At 66.3% G+C, this 23,415-nt stretch carries 18 protein-coding genes and 2 tRNA genes; 4 read left to right on the top strand and 16 right to left on the bottom strand.

What is annotated here, in order from left to right; genetic code table 11:
• Positions 1-36: 36 nt before the first annotated feature.
• Positions 37-1,491: a 3-isopropylmalate dehydratase large subunit gene (gene leuC, locus AC1DEM_RS12965; protein WP_476884753.1), complete on the bottom strand. Its 1,455-nt coding sequence runs from the start codon at positions 1,489-1,491 to the stop codon at positions 37-39.
• Positions 1,492-1,620: 129 nt separating this feature from the next.
• Here leuC and AC1DEM_RS12960 point away from each other — a divergent pair, with 129 nt between their 5' ends.
• The 3 genes from AC1DEM_RS12960 (at position 1,621) to AC1DEM_RS12950 (ending at position 4,628) form a co-directional block, all read left to right on the top strand.
• Positions 1,621-2,340, top strand: a complete 720-nt coding sequence (locus AC1DEM_RS12960) for an IclR family transcriptional regulator (protein WP_026266447.1) — start codon at positions 1,621-1,623, stop codon at positions 2,338-2,340.
• Between the two features lie 13 nt (positions 2,341-2,353).
• Positions 2,354-2,890 carry a DUF1697 domain-containing protein gene (locus AC1DEM_RS12955; RefSeq protein WP_476884752.1) on the top strand — a complete coding sequence of 179 codons (537 nt, stop codon included), beginning with the start codon at positions 2,354-2,356 and terminating at the stop codon, positions 2,888-2,890.
• 301 nt (positions 2,891-3,191) lie between these two features.
• Positions 3,192-4,628 carry a hypothetical protein gene (locus AC1DEM_RS12950; protein ID WP_476884751.1) on the top strand — a complete coding sequence of 479 codons (1,437 nt, stop codon included), beginning with the start codon at positions 3,192-3,194 and terminating at the stop codon, positions 4,626-4,628.
• 127 nt (positions 4,629-4,755) lie between these two features.
• On the opposite strand, the gene AC1DEM_RS12945 is transcribed toward AC1DEM_RS12950, so the two are convergent.
• Positions 4,756-4,828, bottom strand: a tRNA-Glu gene (locus tag AC1DEM_RS12945).
• Between the two features lie 129 nt (positions 4,829-4,957).
• Positions 4,958-5,029 (bottom strand) — tRNA-Gln (locus AC1DEM_RS12940).
• A 271-nt stretch (positions 5,030-5,300) separates the two neighbouring features.
• Between AC1DEM_RS12940 and AC1DEM_RS12935 the strand changes: the two genes are divergently transcribed.
• Positions 5,301-5,789 (top strand): hypothetical protein, encoded by a 489-nt coding sequence (locus AC1DEM_RS12935; protein ID WP_476884750.1) that lies wholly within the window; start codon positions 5,301-5,303, stop codon positions 5,787-5,789.
• A 27-nt stretch (positions 5,790-5,816) separates the two neighbouring features.
• Here AC1DEM_RS12935 and AC1DEM_RS12930 read toward each other — a convergent pair whose 3' ends face one another.
• From AC1DEM_RS12930 to AC1DEM_RS12870, 13 genes are all read right to left on the bottom strand, one after another.
• Positions 5,817-6,530, bottom strand: coding sequence for an HAD family hydrolase (locus AC1DEM_RS12930; RefSeq protein WP_476884749.1), 714 nt, complete (start codon positions 6,528-6,530; stop codon positions 5,817-5,819).
• Position 6,531: 1 nt separating this feature from the next.
• Positions 6,532-8,067, bottom strand: a complete 1,536-nt coding sequence (gltX, locus tag AC1DEM_RS12925) for a glutamate--tRNA ligase (protein WP_476884748.1) — start codon at positions 8,065-8,067, stop codon at positions 6,532-6,534.
• A 143-nt stretch (positions 8,068-8,210) separates the two neighbouring features.
• Entirely contained in the window at positions 8,211-8,987 is a 777-nt protein-coding gene (locus AC1DEM_RS12920; protein ID WP_377985101.1) for a fumarylacetoacetate hydrolase family protein, read from the bottom strand.
• 92 nt (positions 8,988-9,079) lie between these two features.
• Positions 9,080-9,892: an MBL fold metallo-hydrolase gene (locus AC1DEM_RS12915; RefSeq protein ID WP_476884747.1), complete on the bottom strand. Its 813-nt coding sequence runs from the start codon at positions 9,890-9,892 to the stop codon at positions 9,080-9,082.
• A gap of 148 nt (positions 9,893-10,040) precedes the next feature.
• Entirely contained in the window at positions 10,041-11,153 is a 1,113-nt protein-coding gene (locus AC1DEM_RS12910; RefSeq protein WP_476884746.1) for a branched-chain amino acid aminotransferase, read from the bottom strand.
• A gap of 179 nt (positions 11,154-11,332) precedes the next feature.
• Positions 11,333-12,385, bottom strand: a complete 1,053-nt coding sequence (locus AC1DEM_RS12905; RefSeq protein WP_476884745.1) for a 3-isopropylmalate dehydrogenase — start codon at positions 12,383-12,385, stop codon at positions 11,333-11,335.
• Positions 12,386-12,510: 125 nt separating this feature from the next.
• Positions 12,511-14,070 (bottom strand): methionine--tRNA ligase, encoded by a 1,560-nt coding sequence (gene metG / locus AC1DEM_RS12900; RefSeq protein WP_476884744.1) that lies wholly within the window; start codon positions 14,068-14,070, stop codon positions 12,511-12,513.
• 9 nt (positions 14,071-14,079) lie between these two features.
• Complete coding sequence (locus AC1DEM_RS12895) at positions 14,080-14,847, bottom strand: ABC transporter ATP-binding protein (RefSeq protein WP_377985106.1); 768 nt, start codon at positions 14,845-14,847, stop codon at positions 14,080-14,082.
• Positions 14,844-17,630, bottom strand: coding sequence for an ABC transporter permease (locus tag AC1DEM_RS12890; protein WP_476884743.1), 2,787 nt, complete (start codon positions 17,628-17,630; stop codon positions 14,844-14,846). Before AC1DEM_RS12890 ends, AC1DEM_RS12895 begins: the two co-directional genes overlap by 4 nt.
• A 205-nt stretch (positions 17,631-17,835) precedes the next feature.
• The gene (serA, locus tag AC1DEM_RS12885) at positions 17,836-19,431 is read right to left on the bottom strand and encodes a phosphoglycerate dehydrogenase (protein WP_476884742.1); all 1,596 of its coding nucleotides are present in this window, start codon (positions 19,429-19,431) and stop codon (positions 17,836-17,838) included.
• A 126-nt stretch (positions 19,432-19,557) separates the two neighbouring features.
• Positions 19,558-20,583: a ketol-acid reductoisomerase gene (gene ilvC, locus AC1DEM_RS12880; protein WP_026538933.1), complete on the bottom strand. Its 1,026-nt coding sequence runs from the start codon at positions 20,581-20,583 to the stop codon at positions 19,558-19,560.
• An 84-nt stretch (positions 20,584-20,667) separates the two neighbouring features.
• Positions 20,668-21,180: an acetolactate synthase small subunit gene (gene ilvN, locus AC1DEM_RS12875; protein WP_069952167.1), complete on the bottom strand. Its 513-nt coding sequence runs from the start codon at positions 21,178-21,180 to the stop codon at positions 20,668-20,670.
• A 2-nt stretch (positions 21,181-21,182) separates the two neighbouring features.
• A complete protein-coding gene (locus tag AC1DEM_RS12870; RefSeq protein WP_476884741.1) occupies positions 21,183-23,081 on the bottom strand; it encodes an acetolactate synthase large subunit in 1,899 nt (632 codons plus the stop codon).
• Between the last annotated feature and the right edge of the window lie 334 nt (positions 23,082-23,415).

The raw sequence follows: 23,415 nt of genomic DNA, 5'->3' as shown, positions 1-23,415 counted from the left end.
GGGGCTTGAATCCGGGCGGAGACTACGCGGCGGAAACTACGCGGCGTCGACGCGGACCGCTGCCGACTCCGGAGCGGGGTCCAGATCCGACGGCGAGCTCAGCGTGCCTCGGACCGCCGTGGCCGCAGCGACCACCGGCGAGACGAGGTGGGTGCGGCCACCCTTGCCTTGGCGCCCCTCGAAGTTTCGGTTGGACGTTGAGGCGCAGCGCTCCCCCACTTCCAGCTGATCCGGGTTCATGCCCAGGCACATGGAGCAACCGGCAAAGCGCCACTCGGCCCCGAAGTCCTTGAAGACCTTGTCCAGGCCCTCGGCTTCAGCCTCGAGCCGAACGCGGGCGGAGCCGGGCACCACCAGCATGCGCACGGCCGGGTCCTTGGTCCGGCCCCGGATGACGTCGGCCGCGGCCCGGAGGTCCTCCATCCGGGAGTTGGTGCATGAGCCCAGGAACACCGTGTCCACCCGGATGTCCTTCATCGGCGTGCCGGCCTCGAGCCCCATGTACTGCAGGGCGCGTTCGGCGGCGGCCTTGGCGTTTTCATCGCCGAAGTCATCCGGGGACGGCACCTTGGCAGAGAGCGACACGCCCTGGCCAGGGTTGGTACCCCACGTCACGAACGGCTCCAGGGTGTCGGCGTCGAGGTCCACCTCGACGTCGAACGCCGCGCCGTCGTCGGTGCTCAGCGTGTTCCAGTAATCGACGGCGGCATCCCAGTCGGCGCCCTGGGGCGCATGCGGGCGGCCGTACATGTAGTCGTACGTGGTCTGGTCCGGAGCCACCAGCCCGGCGCGCGCGCCGGCTTCGATGGACATGTTGCAGATGGTCATCCGGGCTTCCATGGACAGCGCGCGGATGGCCGAGCCGCGGTACTCCAGCACGTAGCCCTGCCCGCCGCCGGTGCCGATCTTGGCAATGACGGCCAGGATGATGTCCTTGGCGCTGACGCCGGGGCGCAGCGTGCCCTCAACGTTGATGGCCATGGTCTTGAACGGCTTCAGGGACAGCGTCTGGGTGGCCATGACGTGCTCCACCTCGGAGGTGCCGATGCCCATGGCCAGCGCTCCGAAGGCGCCGTGCGTTGACGTGTGCGAGTCGCCGCAGACCACGGTCATGCCGGGCTGCGTGAGGCCCAGCTGAGGGCCCACCACGTGCACGATTCCCTGCTCGGCGTCGCCGAGGGAGTGCAGCCGGACGCCGAACTCCTGGCAGTTGTTGCGCAGGGTCTGGATCTGGGTGCGGCTGGTGAGATCGGCAATTGGCTTGTCGATGTCCAGCGTGGGAGTGTTGTGGTCTTCGGTGGCGATGGTGAGGTCCGGCCGGCGCAGCTTTCGCCCGGCCAGGCGCAGGCCCTCAAAGGCCTGCGGCGACGTCACCTCGTGCACCAGATGGAGGTCGATGAAAAGGAGGTCCGGCTGGGCGTTGGCTCCTTCGCCGTCCCCCTTGCGCACAACGTGCGCGTCCCAGACTTTCTCGGCCAGTGTCTTTGCCACGGCCTGCTCCCTTCACTGCGGTCAATAATGTGCGTTCTACGGACTATTGCTTCCACTGAACCAGCACAGCCAAGTAATACGCCAGCGCGTTGACTTGCATCTCAGATAATGAGACGTCAATATCATTACATGGACAATTCTAGTGGAGTCGGTGTCATCGATAAAGCGGCCCATGTGCTTGACGCACTTGAGGCTGGCCCCACCACCCTGGCGCAGCTTGTGGCGGCCACGGGACTGGCCCGGCCCACGGTGCACCGGCTGGCTCTGGCCCTGGTGCACCACAGGCTCGTGAGCCGCGACATCCAGGGCCGTTTCGTGCTCGGGAGCCGCCTGGTGGAACTGGCCTCGGCCGCTGGCGAGGACCGCCTCATCGCCTCCGCGGGCCCCGTGCTCATGCAACTGCGCGACGCCACCGGCGAGAGCGCCCAGATCTTCCGCCGCCAGGGCGACTGGCGCGTCTGCGTGGCCTCCGCCGAACGCCCCATCGGGCTGCGCGACACGATTCCCGTTGGCACCCAGCTGTCCATGAAGGCCGGCTCCGCCGCCCAGGTGCTGCTGGCGTGGGAGGACCACGACCGTCTCCTGGAAGGCCTCCAGTCAGCCCGCTTCACCCCAACGGTTCTGGCCGGAGTTCGACGCCGGGGCTGGGGCCAGAGCCTCGGCGAACGTGAGCCGGGGGTCGCCTCCGTTTCGGCACCGGTCCGCGGGCCGTCCGGCCGCGTGATCGCTGCAGTGTCCATTTCCGGTCCGATCGAGCGCCTGACCCGCCAGCCGGGGCGGCTGCACGCCGAAGTGGTCTGCAACGCCGGGCGTGTCTTGACCGAGGCGCTCCGCAAGACCAACGACTAAGTATGCTGTGCCCATGAACAGCTATGCGGTGTTTCTGCGGGGCATCAACGTGGGCGGCATCAATATCAAGATGGCCGATCTCAAGAGCGCACTGAAGTCACGGCCGTTTTCGGGGGTCGTGACCCTGCTCGCCAGCGGCAACGTGGTGCTGGCCAGCGAGCTGGATCCGGCTGGGGTCAAGCAGGAGTTCGAGGCGTGCCTGCGGGAAACCTTCGGCTACGACGCCTGGGTGGTGGTGCTGACGGCGGCCCGCGTGGCAGCCCTGGTGGAGGCCTGCCCCTATCCGGCCGACGACGCGTCCACCCACACGTATCTGACGCTCGCCTCTGATGAAGCAGCACTCTTGGAGCTGTTCGAGGCAGGCAGCGCCCTGGACGGGGCCAAACTCACCCGGCTGGGCCCTGAAGCCCTGGCCTGGCTCGCCCCCGCCGGCGGAACCCTGGACAGCCCCTTCAGCAAGCTTTCCTCGAAGGCGAAGTACAAGGCTTCCACCACCACCCGCAATCTCCGCACCATGATCAAGGTCCGCGACGCCGCAGCGAGCGTCTGACTGACTCGTCGCCGTCGGCAACGTCCATAGCGACACAAAGTGTGTCGGGGCGACAATATGTGAAGGCGCACGATCATAGGGTTTTCCAAGGCTCGTTGGTCCATGATGGTCGAGGAAGCGCTGTTGGCCGGATGAAGGGCCGATCGTCATGTCCGTAACACGTAGAACAGCCATTATTTCCGGTGGTCTCGGACTAGCTGCTGCCACACAGAGTGATCAGGCCGTCCGGGGTCAAGCCGCCACGGCCCTGAATGCCCCCGTCGGCAAAGGCGAACTCTTCATTAATGCCCGAGACTATGGTGTGACCGGCAACGGAACCACGGATGACCGGGCTGCAGTGCTGGCGGCTGCGAACGCGGCGGTGGCGCTCGGCTACCCGCTGGTCATCCCGGCCACCTACACCATGGTCCTCGGCGCCGCACTGGTCCTTCCCGCTGGGCTTCGCCTGCACACCAACGGTGCGAAGTTCCGTGCGAGTGCCCGGACGGGCCGCAGCCCACAAATCAGGATCGGCTCAAATACGACCGTCACCGGCGGCATTTTCATCACCACACTGGGCGGCGCCAGCGGCTCGGGTTTGTCTATCCAGGACGCAACAAACGTCCGGATCGACGTCGTGGACGTCGAATCGACTGTCCCCGGACAAGGCAGCGGCAACATCCGGGACAACGGGCTGAACATCAACGGCTCCAGCTACATCACCATTGACCGTGCCCGGATCAAGAACTTCGACTACGCCTTGTTCGCCGAGACAGTTCCGAACCTGACCATCAACTGGCTCGAAATCCACACCTACGTCAACGGCGCGCATTTTCGCGACGTATCTCAGCTTCGCCTCAACGGCGGCTGGATCCGGGGTGCATCCCCGGACTCGATCTACACGCCCGGACACAACGGCGTCCTTCTGGAAGCGAACCAACCGTCAGAGGACATACACATTGACAACGTCGCCGTGCACGACGCCGGCGAGCACGGCTTCCGCGCCTCCGGCCCGGCACAGATCAGAAACCTTTGGATCAACAACTGCTCCGCCATCAACTGCACAGGCACCGGGTTCAAGGTTCTCGGCAGCCTTCCCGCCGTGGGTGTCTACAACGAGAACTTGTTCATCCTGAACTGCCTTGCGGAGGACTGTGGCCTGGTGAACCGGAACACATGCGGGTTCCTGATCCAAATGGCCAACTACGTCAAGGTCGTCAGTCCAATCGTCCGCAACCGGAACAAAGCAAACTCGGGGCACTCCGGCATCCGCATCGGCGGCGTGACACACATGCAGATCACAGATCCGGACATTCGGAAAGCCAACAACTACGGCATCTTCATCGATTCCGAGCTGGGGGATGTCTCCCATGTGAAGATCAACGGTGCGATCATCGACCAGACGACAGGGTGGGCAATCTACCTCGCTAACGGGCAGCCCGGCGGGGCCGCAAACAACTTCAGCAACCTCGAGATCGACGCTACGGTCACCATCACGGACGCCAAAGCCGGCGGGTTCTACTCCGGCAAAGGTGAATACACCGCGGAGGGAACCTGGACGGGATTCAACCGTGTAACCCTCCGCTTCGAGGATTCCGTAGTCAACACGGTCTCGGCGTCGGCCTCGTCCCGGCAGTTCTACGCCGACATCATCGGAAAGACAAACACGACGGTTGTGTTCAAGAACGGTTCAACTTGGACGGATACGGCCACCGGAAACTGCCTGCAGGCGCGAGCCGGCGCCTGGGTCACGCTCTAACCCGCAGCTGGGCCTTGGCGCGGCGGCCAGCGGCCCGGCCAGCAACGGCGGCACGTTGCGCAGCGGGATCCGCGCGTCCGGGCAAAGCAAAACGGCCCCGGGCAGATGCCCGGGACCGTTTCCGTTGTGACCCCAGCGGGATTCGAACCCGCGTTACCGCCGTGAGAGGGCAGCGTACTAGGCCGCTATACGATGGGGCCGCGTACTTCCAGAACAGCACTTGTGCCATTCAAGCCAAATGATTGTTTCATACACTTGGCCACCGTTTCAAATCGGACCAGCCGATTCAAAACTTCCGAATTTCAGCGGAAACCCGCGGACTTTCAGAGCTGGGATACCAGGACTCGAACCTAGAATGACGGTACCAGAAACCGTAGTGTTGCCAATTACACCATATCCCAAAGGCACTTTCGGTCCGGATCTTTAGGCCTAAACCTTCGCTCCCGGCGCCTCAGCACGAGTAATTACTTTACCCGAGAGTTTTCACTTCCACAAATCGGGCGTGCAGCGCCGGGATCGAGCCGTCCGGGCAGGCCGAGCGCCGCTTCAACGGTGGCAAAACCCAAGCCAGGCCTTGCCAATCCCGCCAAAACGAGTCTACGCTCTGTAAGTTACCAACGAGTAACCACCCCTCCCCCACTCCGCTGCGGGCAGTTTTGCGATCATTTTCCGTTGTTAGCTGCATCACATTACCTGGGGTGGCCGGCAACAAAGCCGCTCATCGCCCTGCTGGGGTTCTATACCCTCCTCACAAGCCGCATCACCGACGGCTCAGCGAAGCTCAAGGATGGGGCGCCCAGGCTTCCGCCGGAGCTGGCCACCTGGAGGACGGCGCTCAAGGCCGCCGCCCGGATGACCGCGGGCAGCTCCCGGCTCGCCGACGGAACCATGGCGTTGAACGTCGGCATCAGGGGCAATCCCGGCGATCCGGCCAACCCCCGCCTGCTCAACGGCTCCCGGGCACTGGCTTCCGGCGCCTCAGAACTCTCGGCCGGCAGCACCAAGCTTGCGTCCGGCTCCTCCCAGCTGGCTACGCGCGCAGACAAACCCGCGGACGGCAACGCCAAGATCGCGGACGGCACCGGCACGCTCGCAGTGCTGGCCCTCGGCTCCGTCGGCGCCTTCCTGGCGCTGCGGACGAAGCAGTCCGTCCCCCGGTAGCCTCCGGCGCCGGTTTCTGCGGACCGGCTACGCCAGCAGGTCCAGCAGGGAGCCGACCTCGCGGCCCACGAAGCCCGGGGCCGGTTCCCCGCCGCGGTTCAGCCAGACACCGAGGAGGCCGGCCGCCGTCGAGCCTTCCGCGTCGAGCAGCCGGTTGTCCCCGACGTACAGGGTTTGGCCGGGGCCGGTACCGATCCGCCGTACACCTTCGAGGTAGATGGCCGGGTCCGGTTTTGCGACGCCGACGGTATCGGTGCCCACCAGAACGGCAATCCGTTCCAGCCCGGCCGCGTCCAGCTTCACACGCTGGTAGTCGTGGACGTTGTTGCTCACGGCACCGTAGGGAATGCCGGCGGCGTCCAGGGCGTCCAGCAGCGGTCCGACGTCGTCGAACGCGCGGATGTAGCCGTGTTGGCGGCTCGCGTACGAACTCACCCAGTGGTGGGCCTGTTCGCCGTCCGCCAGTTCGACGCCGAAATACCCCAGCGCCGCCCGGCCGCGGAGCAGCCGCTGCTCATTGAACGTCAGCTCGCCGGCCAGATAGCGGTCGTAGAAGTGGGTGGTCTCATGGGTGAAGATCCGCCCGAACCGCTCCCACCCGGCCTCGTCCAGGCCGGGCAGGAGGTGCTCGCTGACGTCGCGGAGGGCCGTCGTCATGGCGAATTCGAGGTCCACCAAGGTGTCATCGATGTCGAACAGGATCCCTTGGACACCGCCGGCGCCCAGACCCGCTGCCAGCATGTCAGCCGCGGAAGGCGCGGAGGCGGGCCAGGGATGAGTCTTTGCCCAAGATGACCATGGATTCGAACAGCGGCGGCGAGATCCGCCGGCCCGAGACGGCCGTGCGGACCGGTCCGAAGGCCAGGCGCGGCTTGATGCCGAGGCCTTCCACGAGGGCCTCCTTCAGGGCAGCCTGGATGTTCTCGGCCGTCCAGTCGGCGACGGGCTCCAGCGCGGACAGGGCAGCGTCGAGCACCTCGGTGAGGTTCTCCGGCAGGCCCTTGCGGGCGTCGTCGGCGACGTCGATCGCGTCATCGGCCTTGAACAGGAACGCGAGCATTTCGGGGGCCTCGCCCAGCAGCGAGATGCGCTCCTGGATCAGCGGGGCGGCCTCGGCCAGGATTTCCTCCTCGCGGGCCGTGAGGCTCTCCCCTACGAATCCGGCGGCCTGGAGGTAGGGCACCAGGCGGCCGCGGAAGTCCTCGGCACCGAGCATGCGGATGTGGGTGCCGTTGATCGCTTCGGCCTTCTTGATGTCGAAACGGGCCGGGTTGGCCAGCACATCGTTGACATCGAAGTGCTCGATCAGCTGATCGACGGTGAAGATGTCCTCGTCGGCGGAGAGGCTCCAGCCGAGCAGGGACAGGTAGTTGAGCAGGCCTTCGGGGATGAAGCCGCGGTCCCGGAGCAGGAACAGGTTGGACTGGGGGTCACGCTTGGAGAGCTTCTTGTTGCCCTCGCCCATGACGTACGGCAGGTGGGCGAAGACGGGCATGTAGCTGGCGACGCCGATGTCCATGAGGGCGCGGATCAGCACCACCTGGCGGGGCGTGGAGGAAAGCAGGTCCTCGCCGCGGAGCACATGGGTGATCCCCATCAGTGCGTCATCCACCGGGTTGACCAGGGTGTAGAGCGGGGATCCGTCGGCACGGACAATGACGTAGTCCGGGATGCTGCCGGCCTTGAAGGTGATCTCGCCGCGGACCATGTCCGTGAACGTGACGTCCTCGTCGGGCATGCGGACGCGCAGCACGGGCTGGCGGCCCTCGGCCTTGAACGCGGCCAGCTGTTCCTCGGAGAGCTCGCGGTCGAAGTTGTCGTAGCCCAGCTTGGGGTCGCGGCCGGCTGCCCGGTGGCGGGCCTCGACCTCGTCCGGCGAGGAGTAGCACTCGTAGGCGTAGCCGGCCTCGATCAGCTTGGCCACGACATCCTTGTACAGGTCCAGCCGCTGCGACTGGCGGTAGGGCTCGTGCGGGCCGCCGACCTCCACGCCTTCTTCCCAGGTGATGCCGAGCCATTTAAGGGCTTCAAGCAGCTGCTGGTAGCTTTCCTCCGAGTCGCGGGCCGCGTCCGTGTCCTCGATCCGGAACACAAAGGTGCCCTTGGTGTGCCGGGCATGGGCCCAGTTGAACAGGGCCGTGCGGATCAGGCCGACGTGCGGGGTGCCCGTGGGCGAGGGGCAGAACCGGACACGGACCGGGGTGTCAGCGGTGACTTCACCGGTGGGGGCAGCAAGGGCGGAGCTGGAAACGGCGTCGGACGCGGAAGGAGTAGTCATAGTGGTACCAACATTACCAATCTCTCCCATCGCCACTTGCCCGGAATGCCGCCACGCAAAAGGACAGCCGCACAGTGGATCTAAACGGCAGATCCCCTGTGCGACTGTCCGAACTCGGCGCTACATCTTCCTGGCGGAGCGGGTTAGCGGCGGACCACCGGGTTGGAGAGGCGTCCGATGCCCTCGATCTCGACCTCGTAGCGGTCGCCGGCCTTTACCGCGCCGACTCCGGCCGGGGTACCGGTCATGATGACGTCGCCGGGCAGCAGGGTGAAGGCCTGCGAGACGATGGAGACCAACTCCCGGACGCCGCGGATCATCTGGTTGGTGCTGCCGTCCTGGCGCAGTTCGCCATTGAGCCGGCCCTGGATCTGCAGGTCCTCGGTGTCGAGCTCGGTCTCGATCCACGGACCCAGCGGTGCCGAGGTGTCGAAGCCCTTGGCCCGGGCCCACTGCAGGTCCGTCTTCTGGACGTCGCGGGCGGTGAGGTCGTTGCCGCAGGTGTAGCCGAAGATGACGTCGTCCACCCGGTTCTCGGGCACGTCCTTGCAGATCCGGCCGATCACGACGCACAGCTCGGCTTCGAAGGAGACATCCTCGGAGAACTCCGGCAGGACAATGGGATCGTTGGGCCCGATCACGGAGGTGTTGGGCTTGAGGAACAGCAAGGGCTGGGCCGGGACCTCGTTGCCGAGTTCCCGGGCGTGCTCCGCGAAGTTGCGGCCGACCCCGATGACCTTGCTGCGCGGGATGATCGGCGCCAGCAGGCGGACGTCCTCCAGCTTGTGCTTCATGGGGGTTCGTTCCACGCCGTGGAAGAAGGGGTCGCCTTTGATGACAGTGACTTCCTCACTGCCGGGCTCACCTTCCACGATGCCGTAGAGGGGATCAGAATCAACTACAAACCGGGCGATACGCATGGTTCCCAGCCTACCGGTCCCCGGGGTGTGCCCTTCCCAACTAACTCGCAGCAGGGGCCGTTATGAAGGCCCAAAACGGCCCCTGCTGCCAGTCAGTTGGGCGAACCTGGGTGACTCCGCAGGTAGTCCAGCTGCGCCGCGACGGAGAGCTCCGCGGCGCGTCGGACAGAGGGATCGACGTCGGCGTACACGGCGTCCGTGACGGCCCGGACATCGGCGTCAGCGCCGGCGTCCTTACCCAGTGCCGCGAGGGCGGCCCGGATCTGCTCGAGCCGCTCCTGCCGGTGTTCCCGGTAGGCGCGGGCGACGGCGTCCAGTGCCGGCAGCACCGGGCCGTGGGCCGGCAGCACCGTGGCCGGCCCGAGGCGCTCGAGCCGGTCCAGCGTTTCGAGGTAGTCGCGGAGGGTGCCGTCGGGGTAGTCCAGCACGGTGGTACCGGAGCCCAGAATCGTGTCCCCGGTGAGCACCGAGCCGTGCGGGCCGTCCTGCGGCAGGTGGAAGCACAGCGAATCCGCGGTATGGCCCGGCGTCGCCAGGACCCTGATGTCCGTTCCGGCCGCCCGGATGGTTTCGCCGTCCCGCAGCGGGGGTGCGCCATGGCAGTGGGCGGGATCCGCGGCCCGGACAGGTGCGCCCGTGAGCTCCGAAAACCGCGCGGCGGCAGCAGTGTGGTCGGCGTGGCGGTGCGTGATCAGGATGAGTTCGACCGGCCCGTCGCCGGCCAGCGCCTGCAGGTGCGGCTCGTCGAGGGGCCCGGGGTCGACAACCACCCGGCCCGCCGCCCCCGGGCCGGCAATGAGATAGGAGTTGGTTCCGGCCAGGCTCATGGGGCCCGGGTTCGGGGCGAGGCGGAACCGGGTCAGTTCACTGCTGCGGACAATGTCGCGGAAATTCTCGGTGCTCACGGTCCCATCCTTGCACCGAACCCAACCCTTGCGCTGAAATCTGACCCTGCACCGAACCCCCTTGCGGCTGCAGACGCCGACGGCGGCCGCCACAGGAAGGTGGGGGCCGCCGTCGTGCCGGTGGTTCCGGCGCTGTGAGCGTTAGGGGTTAGGCGAGGCGGGTCAGCCAGCCGTGGGTGTCCTCCACGGTGCCGGTCTGGATCCCGAGCAGCTGGGCGCGGATGGCCAAGGTGGTCTCCCCCGCCGTCGCGTCTTCGGCGCCGATGAACTCGGTGGCGTCCTTGAGCACGCCGATCGGGGTGATGACCGCGGCGGTGCCGCAGGCGAAGACCTCGGCGATTTCCCCCGAGGCGACGCCGTCGCGCCACTCATCCAGGGTGATCTTGCGTTCGGTGACTTCCCGGCCCATGTCCCGGGCCACCTGCATTACGGACATCCGGGTGATGCCTTCCAGGATGGTCCCGGACAGCGCGGGGGTGACCAGCGAGCCGTCCTTCATGACGAAGAAGACGTTCATGCCGCCGAGTTCCTCGACGGCGTTGTCGTTGAACTGGTCGAGGAAGAGGACCTGCTTGCAGCCCTGAGCCTCGGCCTCCTGCTGGGCGATCAGTGACGCCGCGTAGTTGCCGCCGCACTTGGCGGCACCTGTTCCGCCGCGGCCGGCGCGGGCGTATTCACGCGAGATCCAGATGGAGACGGGCTTGAGTTCGCCGCCGAAATAGTTGCCGGCCGGGGAGGCGATCACGCGGAAGGAGACCTCGCGTGCGGCCCGCACGCCCAGGAACGCCTCGGTGGCGATCATGAAGGGCCGCAGGTACAGGGCTTCGCCGTCGCCGGAGGGCACCCAGTCCTTGTCGGCCGCGACGAGTTCGCGGATGGCGCCGAGGAAGTATTCTTCCGGGAGTTCGGGCAGGGCCAGCCGCCGGGCGGACCTGTTCAGCCGGGCGGCGTTGGCCTCGGCCCGGAACGTCCAGATCGAGCCGTCTGCGTGGCGGTAGGCCTTGAGGCCTTCGAAGATCTCCTGGCCGTAGTGCAGCACTGCGGCGGACGGGTCCAGGGAGATCGGGCCGTAGGGCTCAACCCGAGCGTCGTGCCAGTCACCGTTGCCTGCGGCGTCGACGGTGTAGTCGACAATCGCGGTGTGGTCGGTGAAATAGTCGCCGAACCCCGGGTTTGCCAGGATGGCTGCACGCTCTTCAGCAGACTTCGGGGTCTCCGACAGGTGCTGGGTGAATTCGACGCCATGGGCAGTCTGAGTCATGGTTCCTCCACGATCGGCTGCCTGGTGTGGGAACGTGGTTCACCCTCGGACCACGGCAGCATATTGGTGATTCGACACAAGCTTACGCCCGTTGGCAGCGGGGTTTTGCGGCGCCCGCAGGGCCCCGTACAGCGCAACCTACAGTACAGCGCAACCTACAGCGTCTGAGCTACTGCGGCTTACAGCGCCGCCGCGATGGCGTCGCCCACCGCGCTGGTGGTGCGGACGGCGCCGTCGCGGGCCTCGACGTCGGCCGTCACGGCCGCCTCGATCTTCCGCGCGGCGGCGCCAAAGCCGAGGTGGTCGAGCAGGAGCGCCGCGGAGAGGATGGCCGCGGTGGGGTCGGCCTTCTGCTGGCCGGCGATGTCCGGGGCGGACCCGTGGACCGGTTCGAACATGGACGGCGCCGTGCGGTCCATGTTGAGGTTGGCGGAGGCGGCGAGGCCGATCCCGCCGGTCACGGCGGCCGCGAGGTCGGTAATGATGTCGCCGAACAGGTTGTCGGTGACGATCACGTCGAAGCGGGCCGGATCGGTGACCATGAAAATCGTGGCGGCGTCAACGTGAAGGTAGTCGTGCGTGACGTCAGGAAACTCCTGGGCCACGGCCTCAACCGTGCGCTTCCAGAGCTGGCCGGCGAAGACCAGGACGTTGTGCTTGTGCACCAGCGTGAGCTTCTTGCGGGGGCGGTCGTTGGCCCGGCGGAACGCGTCGCGGACCACGCGCTCCACGCCGTGGGCCGTGTTCAGGGAGACCTCGGTGGCCACCTCGTGCGGGGTGCCGGCGCGCAGCGTACCGCCGTTGCCGACGTAGGGGCCTTCGGTGCCCTCGCGGACCACGATGAAATCGATCTTGCCGGGGTTGGCGAGCGGGCTGCCGACCCCGGCGTAGAGGCGGGAGGGCCGCAGGTTAACGAAGTGGTCCAGGCTGAAGCGCAGCTTGAGCAGGAGTTCGCGCTCGATAACGCCGGACGGGATCCGGGTATCGCCGGGGGCCGCCCCGACGGCGCCGAACAAGATGGCGTCGCGCGTGCGGAGATCGGCGAGGGTGGCCGCGGGGAGGGTCTCCCCCGACTCGAGCCAGTGCTCCGCGCCCAGCTTGTAGTGGGTCTGCTGGAGCACGATCCCCTCGGCGGCCGCGGCCTTCTCAAGAACCTTCAGGGCTTCGGCCGTGACCTCCGGACCAATGCCGTCGCCCGGGATGACTGCCAGATCAATCGTGGATGCGCTCATGTTTTCAGCGTAGCCAAGAGTCCCACATTCTGGTCAAGTTGTCTCACTATTCGATCGCCCGAAGAAAAAATGACGCCCCCGCAACTTCCTTTCGGAGGCACGGGAGCGTCATTCAATTCGCTGGCTCAGGCCTCGGCGGGTTCCTCGTACTTCGGGAACGCCGGGGCCGGGGCGGGCAGTTCCGTGCCGGGCACAATCGGGGTCCCCAGGGCCGTGAACTGGCGCGCCTCGCCCTCCGGCTGGCCGAGCGTGTGCAGGATCGCCGCCGTCGCCGTCGGCATCACCGGCTGGGTCAGGATCGCGACGATCCGCAACACCTCGAGCGTCACATAGAGGACCGTGTTCATGCGTTCGACGTCGGTCTTGCGCAGCACCCACGGGGCCTGCTCGGCGAAGTAGGCGTTGGTGTCCCCCAGGACAGCCCAGATCGCCTCCAGTGCGCGGCTGAACTCCTGCTTTTCAAACGCGGCCCGGGCGGCGTCCAGCAGATCGTTGGCCTGGCCGAGCAGCGCGGTGTCCTCGGCGGAGAACGTGCCGGGCGCGGGCACCCGGCCCTCGCAGTTCTTGGCCACCATGGACAGCGACCGCTGGGCCAGGTTGCCGAAGTTGTTGGCGAGGTCGGAGTTCATCCGGCCCACGATTGCCTCGTGGTTGTAGTTGCCGTCCGCCCCGAAGGGGACCTCGCGCAGGAAGAAGTAGCGAACCTGGTCCAGGCCGTACTTGGCCACGAAGTCCGCCGGCGCCACCACGTTGCCCAGCGACTTGGACATCTTGACGCCGTTGTTCTGCAGGAAGCCGTGGATCATGATCCGCTTCGGCAGCTCGAGTCCAGCGCTCATGAGGAACGCCGGCCAGTAGATGGCGTGGAAGCGGGAGATGTCCTTGCCGATCACATGGACATCGGCGGGCCAGAATTTCTTGAAGGATTCCGAGTCGATGTCCGGGTAGCCGACGCCGGTCAGGTAGTTGGTCAGCGCGTCGACCCACACGTACATGACGTGCTTGTCGTTGCCGGGCACGGGAACGCCCCAGTCGAACGTGGTCCGGCTGATGGACAGGTCCTCCAGTCCGCGCCTGACGAAGCTGATGACCTCGTTGAAGCGGGACTGCGGGGCGCCAAATTCGGGGTGGGCCTCGTAGAGCGCCAGCAGTCTGTCCTGATAGGCGGAGAGCCGGAAGAAGTAACTCTCCTCGGCCGTCCAGGTGACCTCGGTGTCCGATTCGCGCGAGTAGCGGATGCCGTCGTCCTTGACCACGGTGTCGTCCTCGACGTAAAACGCCTCGTCGCGGACCGAATACCAGCCCTCGTACTTGGACAGGTAGATGTCCCCGTTGGCCTCCATCTTCTTCCAGATGGCCTGCGACGCCGCGTAGTGGTCGGCGTCCGTGGTGCGGATGAAGCGGTCGTACGAGACGCCCAGGGCGGCGTGCGCCCCCTTGTAGATCTCCGCGTTCCGATCCACCAGTTCCTTGGGCGTGACGCCTTCCTTCTCGGCCGCCTGGGCGATCTTCATGCCGTGCTCGTCGGTGCCGGTCAGGAAGAAGACGTCGTACCCGTCCAGGCGCTTAAAGCGGGCCATCGCGTCGGTGGCGATGTACTCGTACGCATGGCCGATGTGCGGCACCCCATTGGGGTACGTGATGGCCGTGGTGATGTAGAACGGGGTCTTATCAGTTGAAGTCACGGTCTAAATCTAGATCAGTTCTGTGAGGGTATCGCTCTGGCGGACCAGTTCGTGGTCATGTGAAGCGACCAGCACGGCAATGCCGTCCGAGGTGGTGTCCTTGAGGATGCTGATGATGCGGTTGGCCGCGGCACGGTCCAGGCTGGCCGTGGGCTCGTCGACCACCAGGACGCGGGTGCCGAGGATGAGCGCCCGGGCGATCGCCACGCGCTGGCGTTCGCCGCCGGAGAGCTGCGCCGGGCGGTGGCGCATGCGCCGGCCCAGGCCCACGAGGTCCAGGAGGTCCTTGGCCATGTCGCGGCGCTTCTCCACCTCGCCGTCGGGCACGGCCGGCAGCAGGACGTTCTCCAGCGCGCTCATCCCGTCGATCAGCGCGCCGCCCTGGTCAACGTAGCCGATCAGGGCGCGGCGGCGGTCGGCGATCTCGTCGTCGCCCATGGTCTCGAGCGAGTCGCCTTCCCAGAACACCCGGCCCGACGTCGGCAGGGTCAGCCCCGCGCCGACGGTCAGGATGCTGGTCTTGCCCGAACCGGAGCGGCCGGCGACGCAGTGCATTTCGCCAGCGTGCAGCGTCATGTTGAAGTCGTCCACGACGTTGACGGCCTCGGCACCGCCCTTGCCGCCGCCGTAGTGGATGGTGATGTTGCTCAGTTCCAGTGGCGTGGCGTGGTCCGCGGCCTTCACGATCGTGTTGGCGCGGGTCTTATGCGCACCGCGACGGGTGCTGGCGGTCATCCGGTCGTGTGCCTCCCGGTCAAGGTTCAGCTCGTTAGTCATTGGACCACTTTCGTTGCAATCGGAATCCAGCAAAGTACAGCTACGAGACCGGCAATTGCGGCCCACAGCGCGGCATAGGGGGCGAGGAGGAGGCCGATGCCGAGGGCGCCCACAATGCCGAGGGGCAGCGCGACGGCTCCCACCATGGCGTTCTCAAACAGGCGGACCTGGCCCAGCATGTCCGGGTTCCAGCCCATGGCCCGCAGCGTGCCGAGGTACTGGCGCTTGGCCTGCAGCTCGAAGCGCCCGGTGACCATGGTCAGCAGCAGCCCGACGGCCACGCCGGACACGCCCAGGACGATGCTCGGGAGCGCGATGCTGGCCGCGGCCAGCCCGCTGAGGGCGCTGGCGCCGGCGGCCCGGGGAATGTCGATCAGCAGGGCCACCAGTCCGCCGACAGCGGCGCCGAAGACACCGACTGCAACGGCCAGCGAGATGGTGTTGAACTTGTTGGTGCTCAGCTGCCGGTTGGCGAAGGTCAGCGGGGAATCGACCGCAATGAGCCGTTCGTCGTGTTGCGGCTCCTGGTCCACTACCTCGCGGTGGCGCAGTTGCTGCGCAGCGATGAACGCCGCACCCACGTACAGCACCAGGACCGACGCCGAGACCACCGCGGTGGCGGCGCTCCAGGTGATCAGGCTCAGGGCAACGCCGACGACGGCCAGCAGCGCGGCGCCGACGCCGAATTCGGCCAGCACCCAGGAGCGGATCTTGCGCTGGGTCCAGCCCATGGCACGCAGGGTTCCGGCCTCGCTGCGCCGCTTGCGGATGTAGCTGACGGTGGAGGCGCCGGTCAGAAGGGCGGCCCCGCAGAGGGTCAGGAACAGCAGGGTCAGGTTCGTGGCGGTCAGGGAGCTGGAAACGGCGTCAGCGGCGTCCTGGCGGACCCACGATTGCTGCACGGTGCCCAGCGGCGATTCCTTGCCGGCGCCGTCCTTGGAGTAGCCGGGAACGGCGATGTTGGCGTCTTCGCGGGCCGAGCCGGCCACAACGGTGGCCTGCAGGCCCATGTCGCGGATCTCGTTGGCGAGCTTCTCCACCTCGGGCTGCGCCTGCTTCCAACTGCCCGGAACCTTGGCGCGGACCCGGACGGCGTCGATCACGGAGGCGTTCTTCTCATAGCCGCGGGCGGCCGCGAGGCCGTAGTAGTCGGTGATGGCACCGGCGGACTGGCTAACCAGTCCCGTGGCGCTCAGCGAGGGCTTGAGTTCGGTGTTGACGTCAGTGCCGGACGCGTCCTTGGTCAGGGTGAACGGCGCGGGGTCGTAGCCGCCCAGCGGCAGCCGGTTGACGTCGCCGGCGGCAGCCTTGACGTTCGCGGCGTCGAAGGTGCCGTAGACCATGGCCAGCGGCGTGGCCAGCTTCTTGCCGGTCTCGAGGTTCTGCCGGTAGGAGCGCTCGTCCACGGGGTCGCGCTGGGTCTGGTCGACGGCGGCGCCGTTGGCGGCCTTGTCCGGCAGCCGGTTCACGGTGACCCAGTCACCGGGGGTGGCGCTCTTGTCCACGGCGCCGTTGGCGGCGGCGTCGCCGTCCTTGTACACCGGGGCGGCGGCAAAGTTGGTGCTCCATGTGGCGGGGTTGTAGAGGCCCTGGCTGAAGGATCCGGTGTCACCCATGAGCTGGGAGAGGTCCTTGGACCCGGGCCAGGCGAGGGCGAACGGGGACTTCGAGACGAACGGCAGGTAGTCCTTGTCCAGCGAGCGGGTGACCGTGCCGACGTCCTTGGTGACGTTGCCGGAACCGTCGATTTCCTCGATCTTGACCGAGTACTTCAGGTCCAGGGCGGTGCCTGAACGCACGATCAGCGGGATGGCCTGCGAATCGGCGGTGAGCTGGCCGTCGCGCTTGGCCTGCTGGTACTGGGTCATCAGCGGTGCCCAGTACTTGAGCTTGACGCCGAGGAAGTCCGGGCCTTCCTTGAGTTGTTCCATGGAGATGCCGTTGGTGAAGAGGCTCTCGAAGTGCCGGCCGATCGCGCCGGCGTTGCGGGCGTCCGCGGGCGGGGCCTTCTCCAGCGGGGCCAGGAAGTCGCCGGCTCCGCCGAGCAGGGCGCGTTCGGAGACGGGGTCGACGGCGACGACGGACTCGGTCACCTGCGGCGCCATGGGCAGCGAAACGGAGAGGTTGAAGAGATTGTGCTCGGAGCCGCCGGCCGGGGTGGGGAACTTGATCCCCGTCTCGCCGTCCGGGCCCTGGATGCGGACGTTCTTGCCGCCTTCAACCTGCTCTTCGACGAGCTTCGCCTTGCCGAGGGAGCCTTCTGCCGTGGTCTTGAACAGGGTCTGGTCGGAGTGGCCGTCGGAGCTGACGGCGCTGGCGGTGAGGCGGTATTTCTTCGGGGTGTCGTTCAGCACCGATTCCGCGGCCGGCCACTTGCTCGGGTCCGTGGCGGTCGGGTCGCCGGACGTGCCCGCGAGGCCGGCGTTGAAGCCGAGGTAGTCAGTGGCGTCCAGCCGCGGCGATTCCAGGTTCTGCGTGACGCGCGAGACCAGGCTGATGGGTGCGGCCACCGAGGTGCCGGAGAGTTGGCGGATCGAATCCAGCTGCTCGAAGCTGATGCCGCCCTGGCCGGTGGCGATGTCCGGCTGCATCAGGCCGCCGTTGTCATCGGCCTTGGCCTGGACCAGGACATCATAGAGGCCCCGGGAGTTTTGATCCACGGTCCTGTTCAGCGCCGCCTGGGACTGACCCTGGACGAGCACGGACAGGCACATGGCGACGATCAAAATGGACGCGGTCAACAGAAGCACTCTGCTTCTGATGAACCTCTGGACGGCGTTCATTGGGCTCCTGAAAGCTGGATTGCGTGCGCACGCCGCAGTTCATTTCCTGCGGAAGTGAAGGCGTCCCGTGCCGGGCGTGCAAAAGTAAAGGCCGGTCTGCCGGCCAAGACCCGAAATTCGGTCCTAGCCATTGTACGCAGACCAGCCGGCCGCTCGTGGCCGCCGGCGGCGGTCATGCCGCCGCCGGCGCCCTGCGGGGAGGATTTCAGTCCTCGAGGTCAACCTCACGGACCATGTCAGCGCCGATTCCGGCCTTGATCGCGTCAAGGACCTGCTGGGGAACGGAGCTGTCGATGGTCAGCAGGGCAAGCACCTGGCCGCCCTCTGCCTGGCGTGCCACCTGCATGCCGGCGATGTTGATGTTGTTCATGCCCAGGATGTGGCCGATCGTGCCGATCACGCCGGGGCGGTCCGTATAGGCAACCACCACGAGGTGTTCGCTGATCGGGATCTCCACCTCGTAGCCGTTGACGCCGACCAGTTTCTGGATCTGCTTCGGGCCGGTCAGGGTTCCGGCGACGGAGATCTGGCTCCCGTCGCTGAGGGCGCCGCGCAGGGTCAGGACGTTGCGGTACGACTCGGTGTCCGGGGTGGTGATGAGGCGGACATTGATGCCGCGCTGCTCGGCGATCACGGGGGCGTTGACGTAGGAGACCTGCTCGGTCACGACGTCGGCGAAGATGCCCTTGAGCGCCGCGAGTTCCAGAACCTTGACATCGAGCGAGGAGATCTCCCCTGCCACCTCGACGTCGAACTGCGTGAGGGAGGCGTGGGTCAGCGCGGTGAAGATCCGGCCCAGCTTTTCAATCAGCGGGATGCCGGGACGGACGTCCGGTGCGATGACGCCGCCGGCGACGTTGACGGCGTCGGGGACGAGTTCGCCGGCGAGTGCCAGGCGGACGGACTTGGCGACCGAAACGCCGGCCTTTTCCTGGGCCTCGTCGGTGGAAGCACCCAGGTGCGGGGTCACCACGACATTGTCGAGCTTGAAGAACGGCAGGTCGGTGCTGGGCTCCTTATGGAACACGTCGATGCCGGCGCCGGCGATGTCACCGGCCTGCAGCGCGGCGTAGAGGGCTTCCTCGTCCACCAGGCCGCCACGGGCGACGTTGATGACGTACGCCGTGTTCTTCATCTTCTTGAAGGCGTCGGCGCCGAGCATACCGACGGTTTCCGGGGTCTTGGGCATGTGGATGGTGATGAAGTCCGACTGCGCAAGGAGCTCGTCGAGCGTCACCAGCTGGACGCCGAGCTGGGCGGCCCGGGCGGAGGTGATGTAGGGGTCGTACGCGAGGATCTTGGTGTCGAAGCCCTTCAGGCGGGCTGCCACCAGGGCGCCGATCCGGCCCAGGCCGATGATGCCGATCTTCTTCTCGAAGAGCTCAATGCCGGTGTACTTGGAGCGCTTCCACTCCCCGTCCTTGAGGGCGGAGCTGGCCTGCGGGATGTGCCGGGCGAGGCTGAGGATGTGGCCGACGGTCAGTTCCGCGGCGGAGACGATGTTCGAGGTCGGCGCGTTGACCACCATTACGCCGGCCTGCGTGGCCGCCTTGATGTCCACATTGTCCAGGCCGACGCCGGCGCGGGCGATTACCTTGAGGTTCTTGGCGGCGGCGATGGCCTCGGCGTCCAGCTGGGTGGCGGAGCGGACCAGGATCGCGTCGACGTCGGCGATCGCGGAGAGCAGCTGGGAACGGTCGGAGCCGTCAGTCTGGCGGATTTCAAAGTCCGGGCCGAGGGCGTCGACTGTGGCGGGTGAAAGTTCCTCAGCGAGGAGTACTACAGGTTTGGTGCTTGTCACCGGTGACCTCTTTAGCTCTCTTGTGTATCTGGTGGGGATTTTGGTGAATCGGGTGGTGCGGTGGTGCTGGACAGCAGGGAAGCCGGACCCCAAGTTATGGTGTCCGGCTCCCCTGCCGGGCGTTGCCTAGCGGGCGACTGAACCTTCGGTGTAGTCGTCCTCGTTCTTGATCCAGGAGAACAGCTTGCGCAGTTCGCGGCCGGTGGCCTCGATCGGGTGGTCCTCACCCTTCTTGCGCAGTGCCTTGAACTCCGGCGCGCCCGCGTCCTGGTCATCGATGAAGCGCTTGGCGAAGGTGCCGTCCTGGATGTCGGCCAGGACAGCCTTCATGTTTTCCTTCACCTGCGGGGTGATGACGCGCGGGCCGGAGACGTAGTCGCCGTATTCCGCGGTGTCGGAGACGCTCCAGCGCTGCTTGGCGATGCCGCCCTCGACCATGAGGTCGACGATCAGCTTGAGCTCGTGCAGCACCTCGAAGTACGCCACCTCGGGCTTGTAGCCGGCCTCGGTAAGGGTCTCGAAGCCGTACTGGATCAGCTGCGAGGCGCCGCCGCAGAGGACAGCCTGCTCGCCGAAGAGGTCGGTTTCGGTCTCCTCGGTGAAGGTGGTCTCGATGACGCCCGCACGGGTGCCGCCGATGGCCTTGGCGTAGGACAGGGCCAGTTCCTTGGCCTTGCCGGACGGGTTCTGCTCGACGGCGATCAGGTCCGGCACGCCGCGGCCGGCTTCGAACTCGCGGCGCACGATGTGGCCCGGGCCCTTGGGGGCAACGAGGGCGACGTCGACGTCGGCCGGGGGCTGGATGTAGCCGTAGCGGATGTTGAAGCCGTGGCCGAAGAACAGGGCGTCGCCCGGCTGCAGGTTCGGGGCGATGTCCTCGGCGTAGACGTGGCGCTGGACCTGGTCCGGGGTGAGGACCATGATGAGGTCGGCCTCGGCGACAGCGTCGGCAACGTTCAGGACGCGCAGGCCCTCGGCCTCGGCCTTGGCACGGGACTTCGAGCCTTCCTTCAGGCCGACGCGGACGTCAACGCCGGAATCGCGCAGGCTGAGGGCGTGGGCGTGGCCCTGGGAGCCGTAACCGATGACGGCGACAGTGCGGCCCTGGATGATCGACAGGTCGGCGTCGTCGTCGTAGAACATTTCAGTCACTGGGGTGTCTCCTTTTGAGTGGATTTCTTCGTAGATCTTGTCTGTGGTGCTGCGGTACAACGGGGCGCCTGCGCTGCGCAGTTCTTAAGCGCTGCGTAGGGCCCTGTCACTCATGGAGCGGGATCCCCGCCCAACGGCCAAGGTGCCGGACTGCACGATTTCGCGGATGCCGAAAGGCTCAAGCACTGACAAAAGTGCCGTGAGCTTCTCGGGGTGGCCCGTTGCCTCAATGACCACCGACTCTGTGGAGACGTCGACCACTGAAGCGCGGAACAGGTCTGCAGCCTGGGTGACCTGCAGGCGTGTTGCGGCATCCGCACGTACCTTGACCAGGATGTGGTCGCGCTGTACGGAAGATTCTGAGGTGAGCTCGACGATCTTGATCACGTTGACCAGCTTGTTCAGCTGCTTCGTGATCTGTTCGATCAGCTCGCCGTCGGCGTCGACCACCACGGTCATCCGGGACATGCCCGGGACCTCGGTGGGGCCGACGGCCAGGGAATTGATGTTGAAGGCCCGGCGGGCGAAGAGGCTGGCGACGCGGGTCAGCACACCAGGCTTGTCTTCGACCAGAACGGACAATGTGTGGCGGGTCATGTTCAGTCCTCCTCTTCCCATTCCGGGGTCATGTTGCGGGCAACCTGGATCTGGTCGTTGCTGACCCCGGCGGGGACCATCGGCCACACCATCGAGTTGGGGCTCACGACGAAGTCGATGACCACCGGGCGGTCATTGATCTCCAGTGCCTTCTGGATGGTGGCGTCGATGTCCTCGTCGCGTTCGCACCGGAAGGCGGCGCAGCCGTAGGCGTCCGCCAGCTTGACGAAGTCCGGGATGCGGACTGTGTCGTGTCCGGTGTTGAGGTCGGTATTGGAGTAGCGGCCCTCGTAGAAGAGGGTCTGCCACTGCCGGACCATGCCGAGGGAGGAGTTGTTGATGATGGCGACCTTGATGGGGATCTTGTTGATCGCGCAGGTGGCCAGTTCCTGGTTGGTCATCTGGAAGCAGCCGTCGCCGTCGATCGCCCAGACCACGCGGTCCGGCTCGCCCACCTTGGCGCCCATGGCCGCCGGCACGGCGTAACCCATGGTGCCGGCGCCGCCGGAGTTGAGCCAGGCGTGCGGGCGTTCGTACTTGATGAACTGCGAGGCCCACATCTGATGCTGCCCGACGCCGGCGACGAAGACTCCCTCGGGGCCGGTCAGGGCGCCGATGCGTTCGATGACGCGCTGCGGGGCGCTGAGCCCGTCCTCCGGCTCGGTCCAGCCCAGCGGGTAGGTTTCCTTGAGGTTGTTGAGGAAGGCCCACCAGGTGGTCAGATCCGGGGTGCCGAACGCCTCGAACTGCAGACGCAGGGCCTCGGTCAGCTCCGGGATGATCTCCTTGACCGAGCCAACGATCGGGACATCGGCCGTGCGGTTTTTGGAGATTTCCGCCGGATCGATGTCGGCGTGGATGACCTTGGCGTTCGGGGCAAAGGACTTCAGGATGCCGGTCACCCGGTCATCAAACCGGGCGCCGAGGGTGATCAGCAGGTCGGACTGCTGCAAGGCGGTCACGGCGGACACCGTGCCGTGCATGCCCGGCATGCCCACGTGCTGCGGGTGCGAGTCCGGGAACACGCCCCGGGCCATCAGGGTGGTCACCACGGGAGCGCCGGTCAGCTCAGCGAGTTCACGCAGTTCGGCCGAGGCGTGGGCCTTGACCACACCGCCGCCGACGTAGAGCACGGGCTTGCTGGCACCGGAAATGAGCCGCGCGGCCTCGCGGACCTGCTTGTTGTGGCCGCGGACCACCGGCCGGTATCCCGGGAGATCGATCTTGGGCGGCCAGGAGAACGTCATCTGGCCCTGCTGGGCGTCCTTGGCGATGTCCACGAGGACCGGTCCCGGGCGTCCGGTGGAGGCCAAGTGGAAGGCCTCAGCCATCACATGCGGGATGTCGTTGGGGTCCGTGACCAGGAAGGAGTGCTTCGTGATCGGCATGGTGATCCCGACGATGTCCGCTTCCTGGAAGGCGTCGGTGCCGATCACCCCGCTGGAGACCTGACCGGTGATGGCCACTATCGGCACGGAGTCCATGTGGGCATCCATGATGGCGGTAACGAGGTTTGTGGCACCGGGGCCCGAGGTGGCGATGCAGACGCCAACCCGTCCGGTGACCATGGCGTAGCCTTGCGCGGCGTGGCCGGCTCCCTGTTCGTGACGGACCAAAACGTGGTTCATTTTGGAGGCCATCAAGGGGTCGTAGGTGGGCAGGATCGCGCCACCGGGCAAACCGAAAATGTCCTGGACGCCGAGTTCTTCGAGCGAGCGGACAATTGCTTCCGAACCGGTCATGACCGTCGGGGGTACGACGTTGTTCGGTCCGAGGACAGGAGAGACGGCAGCAGAGTCGACGCCGGCGTCAGCCGGACGTTCGACGCGTTCCGGAGCCTTGTGGGCTCCAGTGGACTTGGTGGCCATCAGCGAGGGGCTGATCGGCGATCCTTTGCTCATCGGACTCTTCCTTTGTGGATCTTCGGTGATCGTGGAACTTCTGAATGGTGCTGGTGGTGCTGTGGTGCGGGAAATAAAAAAACCCCTCAGCCGGCGGGCTCTTCGAGGGGTTGCGCGTGACGGTTCGTTACCAGTGAAGGCTATTGAGCCACGCGCTTGGTAAGTACGACGGAAACATCTGCAGTGCTCTCGACTGCAGCGGCTCCGGCGGTAACGATCTCGATCATGCGTTCAGTTTTCCCTCTGAGTGAGACAGGTGTCAACGAGCCCGCCCCGTGTCTCACTATCTGGACAACACTGTCCACTGGTTGGTCCTCGCCATTCCCTTGGTGAC

The organism is Arthrobacter sp. 05T420 (assembly GCF_056396305.1).
Note: the sequence above shows the minus strand (reverse complement) of the source record. Positions and strands in the feature narration are given on the sequence as shown.

Bases quoted from the DNA above. Each gene is read 5' to 3' on its own strand.
- AC1DEM_RS12960 (WP_026266447.1), top strand. From the start codon at position 1,621: ATGGACAATTCTAGTGGAGTCGGTGTCATCGATAAAGCGGCCCATGTG.
- AC1DEM_RS12955 (WP_476884752.1), top strand. From the start codon at position 2,354: ATGAACAGCTATGCGGTGTTTCTGCGGGGCATCAACGTGGGCGGCATC.
- AC1DEM_RS12930 (WP_476884749.1), bottom strand. From the start codon at position 6,530: ATGCTGGCAGCGGGTCTGGGCGCCGGCGGTGTCCAAGGGATCCTGTTC.
- gltX (WP_476884748.1), bottom strand. From the start codon at position 8,067: ATGACTACTCCTTCCGCGTCCGACGCCGTTTCCAGCTCCGCCCTTGCT.
- AC1DEM_RS12920 (WP_377985101.1), bottom strand. From the start codon at position 8,987: ATGCGTATCGCCCGGTTTGTAGTTGATTCTGATCCCCTCTACGGCATC.
- AC1DEM_RS12910 (WP_476884746.1), bottom strand. From the start codon at position 11,153: ATGACTCAGACTGCCCATGGCGTCGAATTCACCCAGCACCTGTCGGAG.
- AC1DEM_RS12905 (WP_476884745.1), bottom strand. From the start codon at position 12,385: ATGAGCGCATCCACGATTGATCTGGCAGTCATCCCGGGCGACGGCATT.
- AC1DEM_RS12895 (WP_377985106.1), bottom strand. From the start codon at position 14,847: ATGACTAACGAGCTGAACCTTGACCGGGAGGCACACGACCGGATGACC.
- AC1DEM_RS12890 (WP_476884743.1), bottom strand. From the start codon at position 17,630: ATGAACGCCGTCCAGAGGTTCATCAGAAGCAGAGTGCTTCTGTTGACC.
- ilvN (WP_069952167.1), bottom strand. From the start codon at position 21,180: ATGACCCGCCACACATTGTCCGTTCTGGTCGAAGACAAGCCTGGTGTG.
- AC1DEM_RS12870 (WP_476884741.1), bottom strand. From the start codon at position 23,081: ATGAGCAAAGGATCGCCGATCAGCCCCTCGCTGATGGCCACCAAGTCC.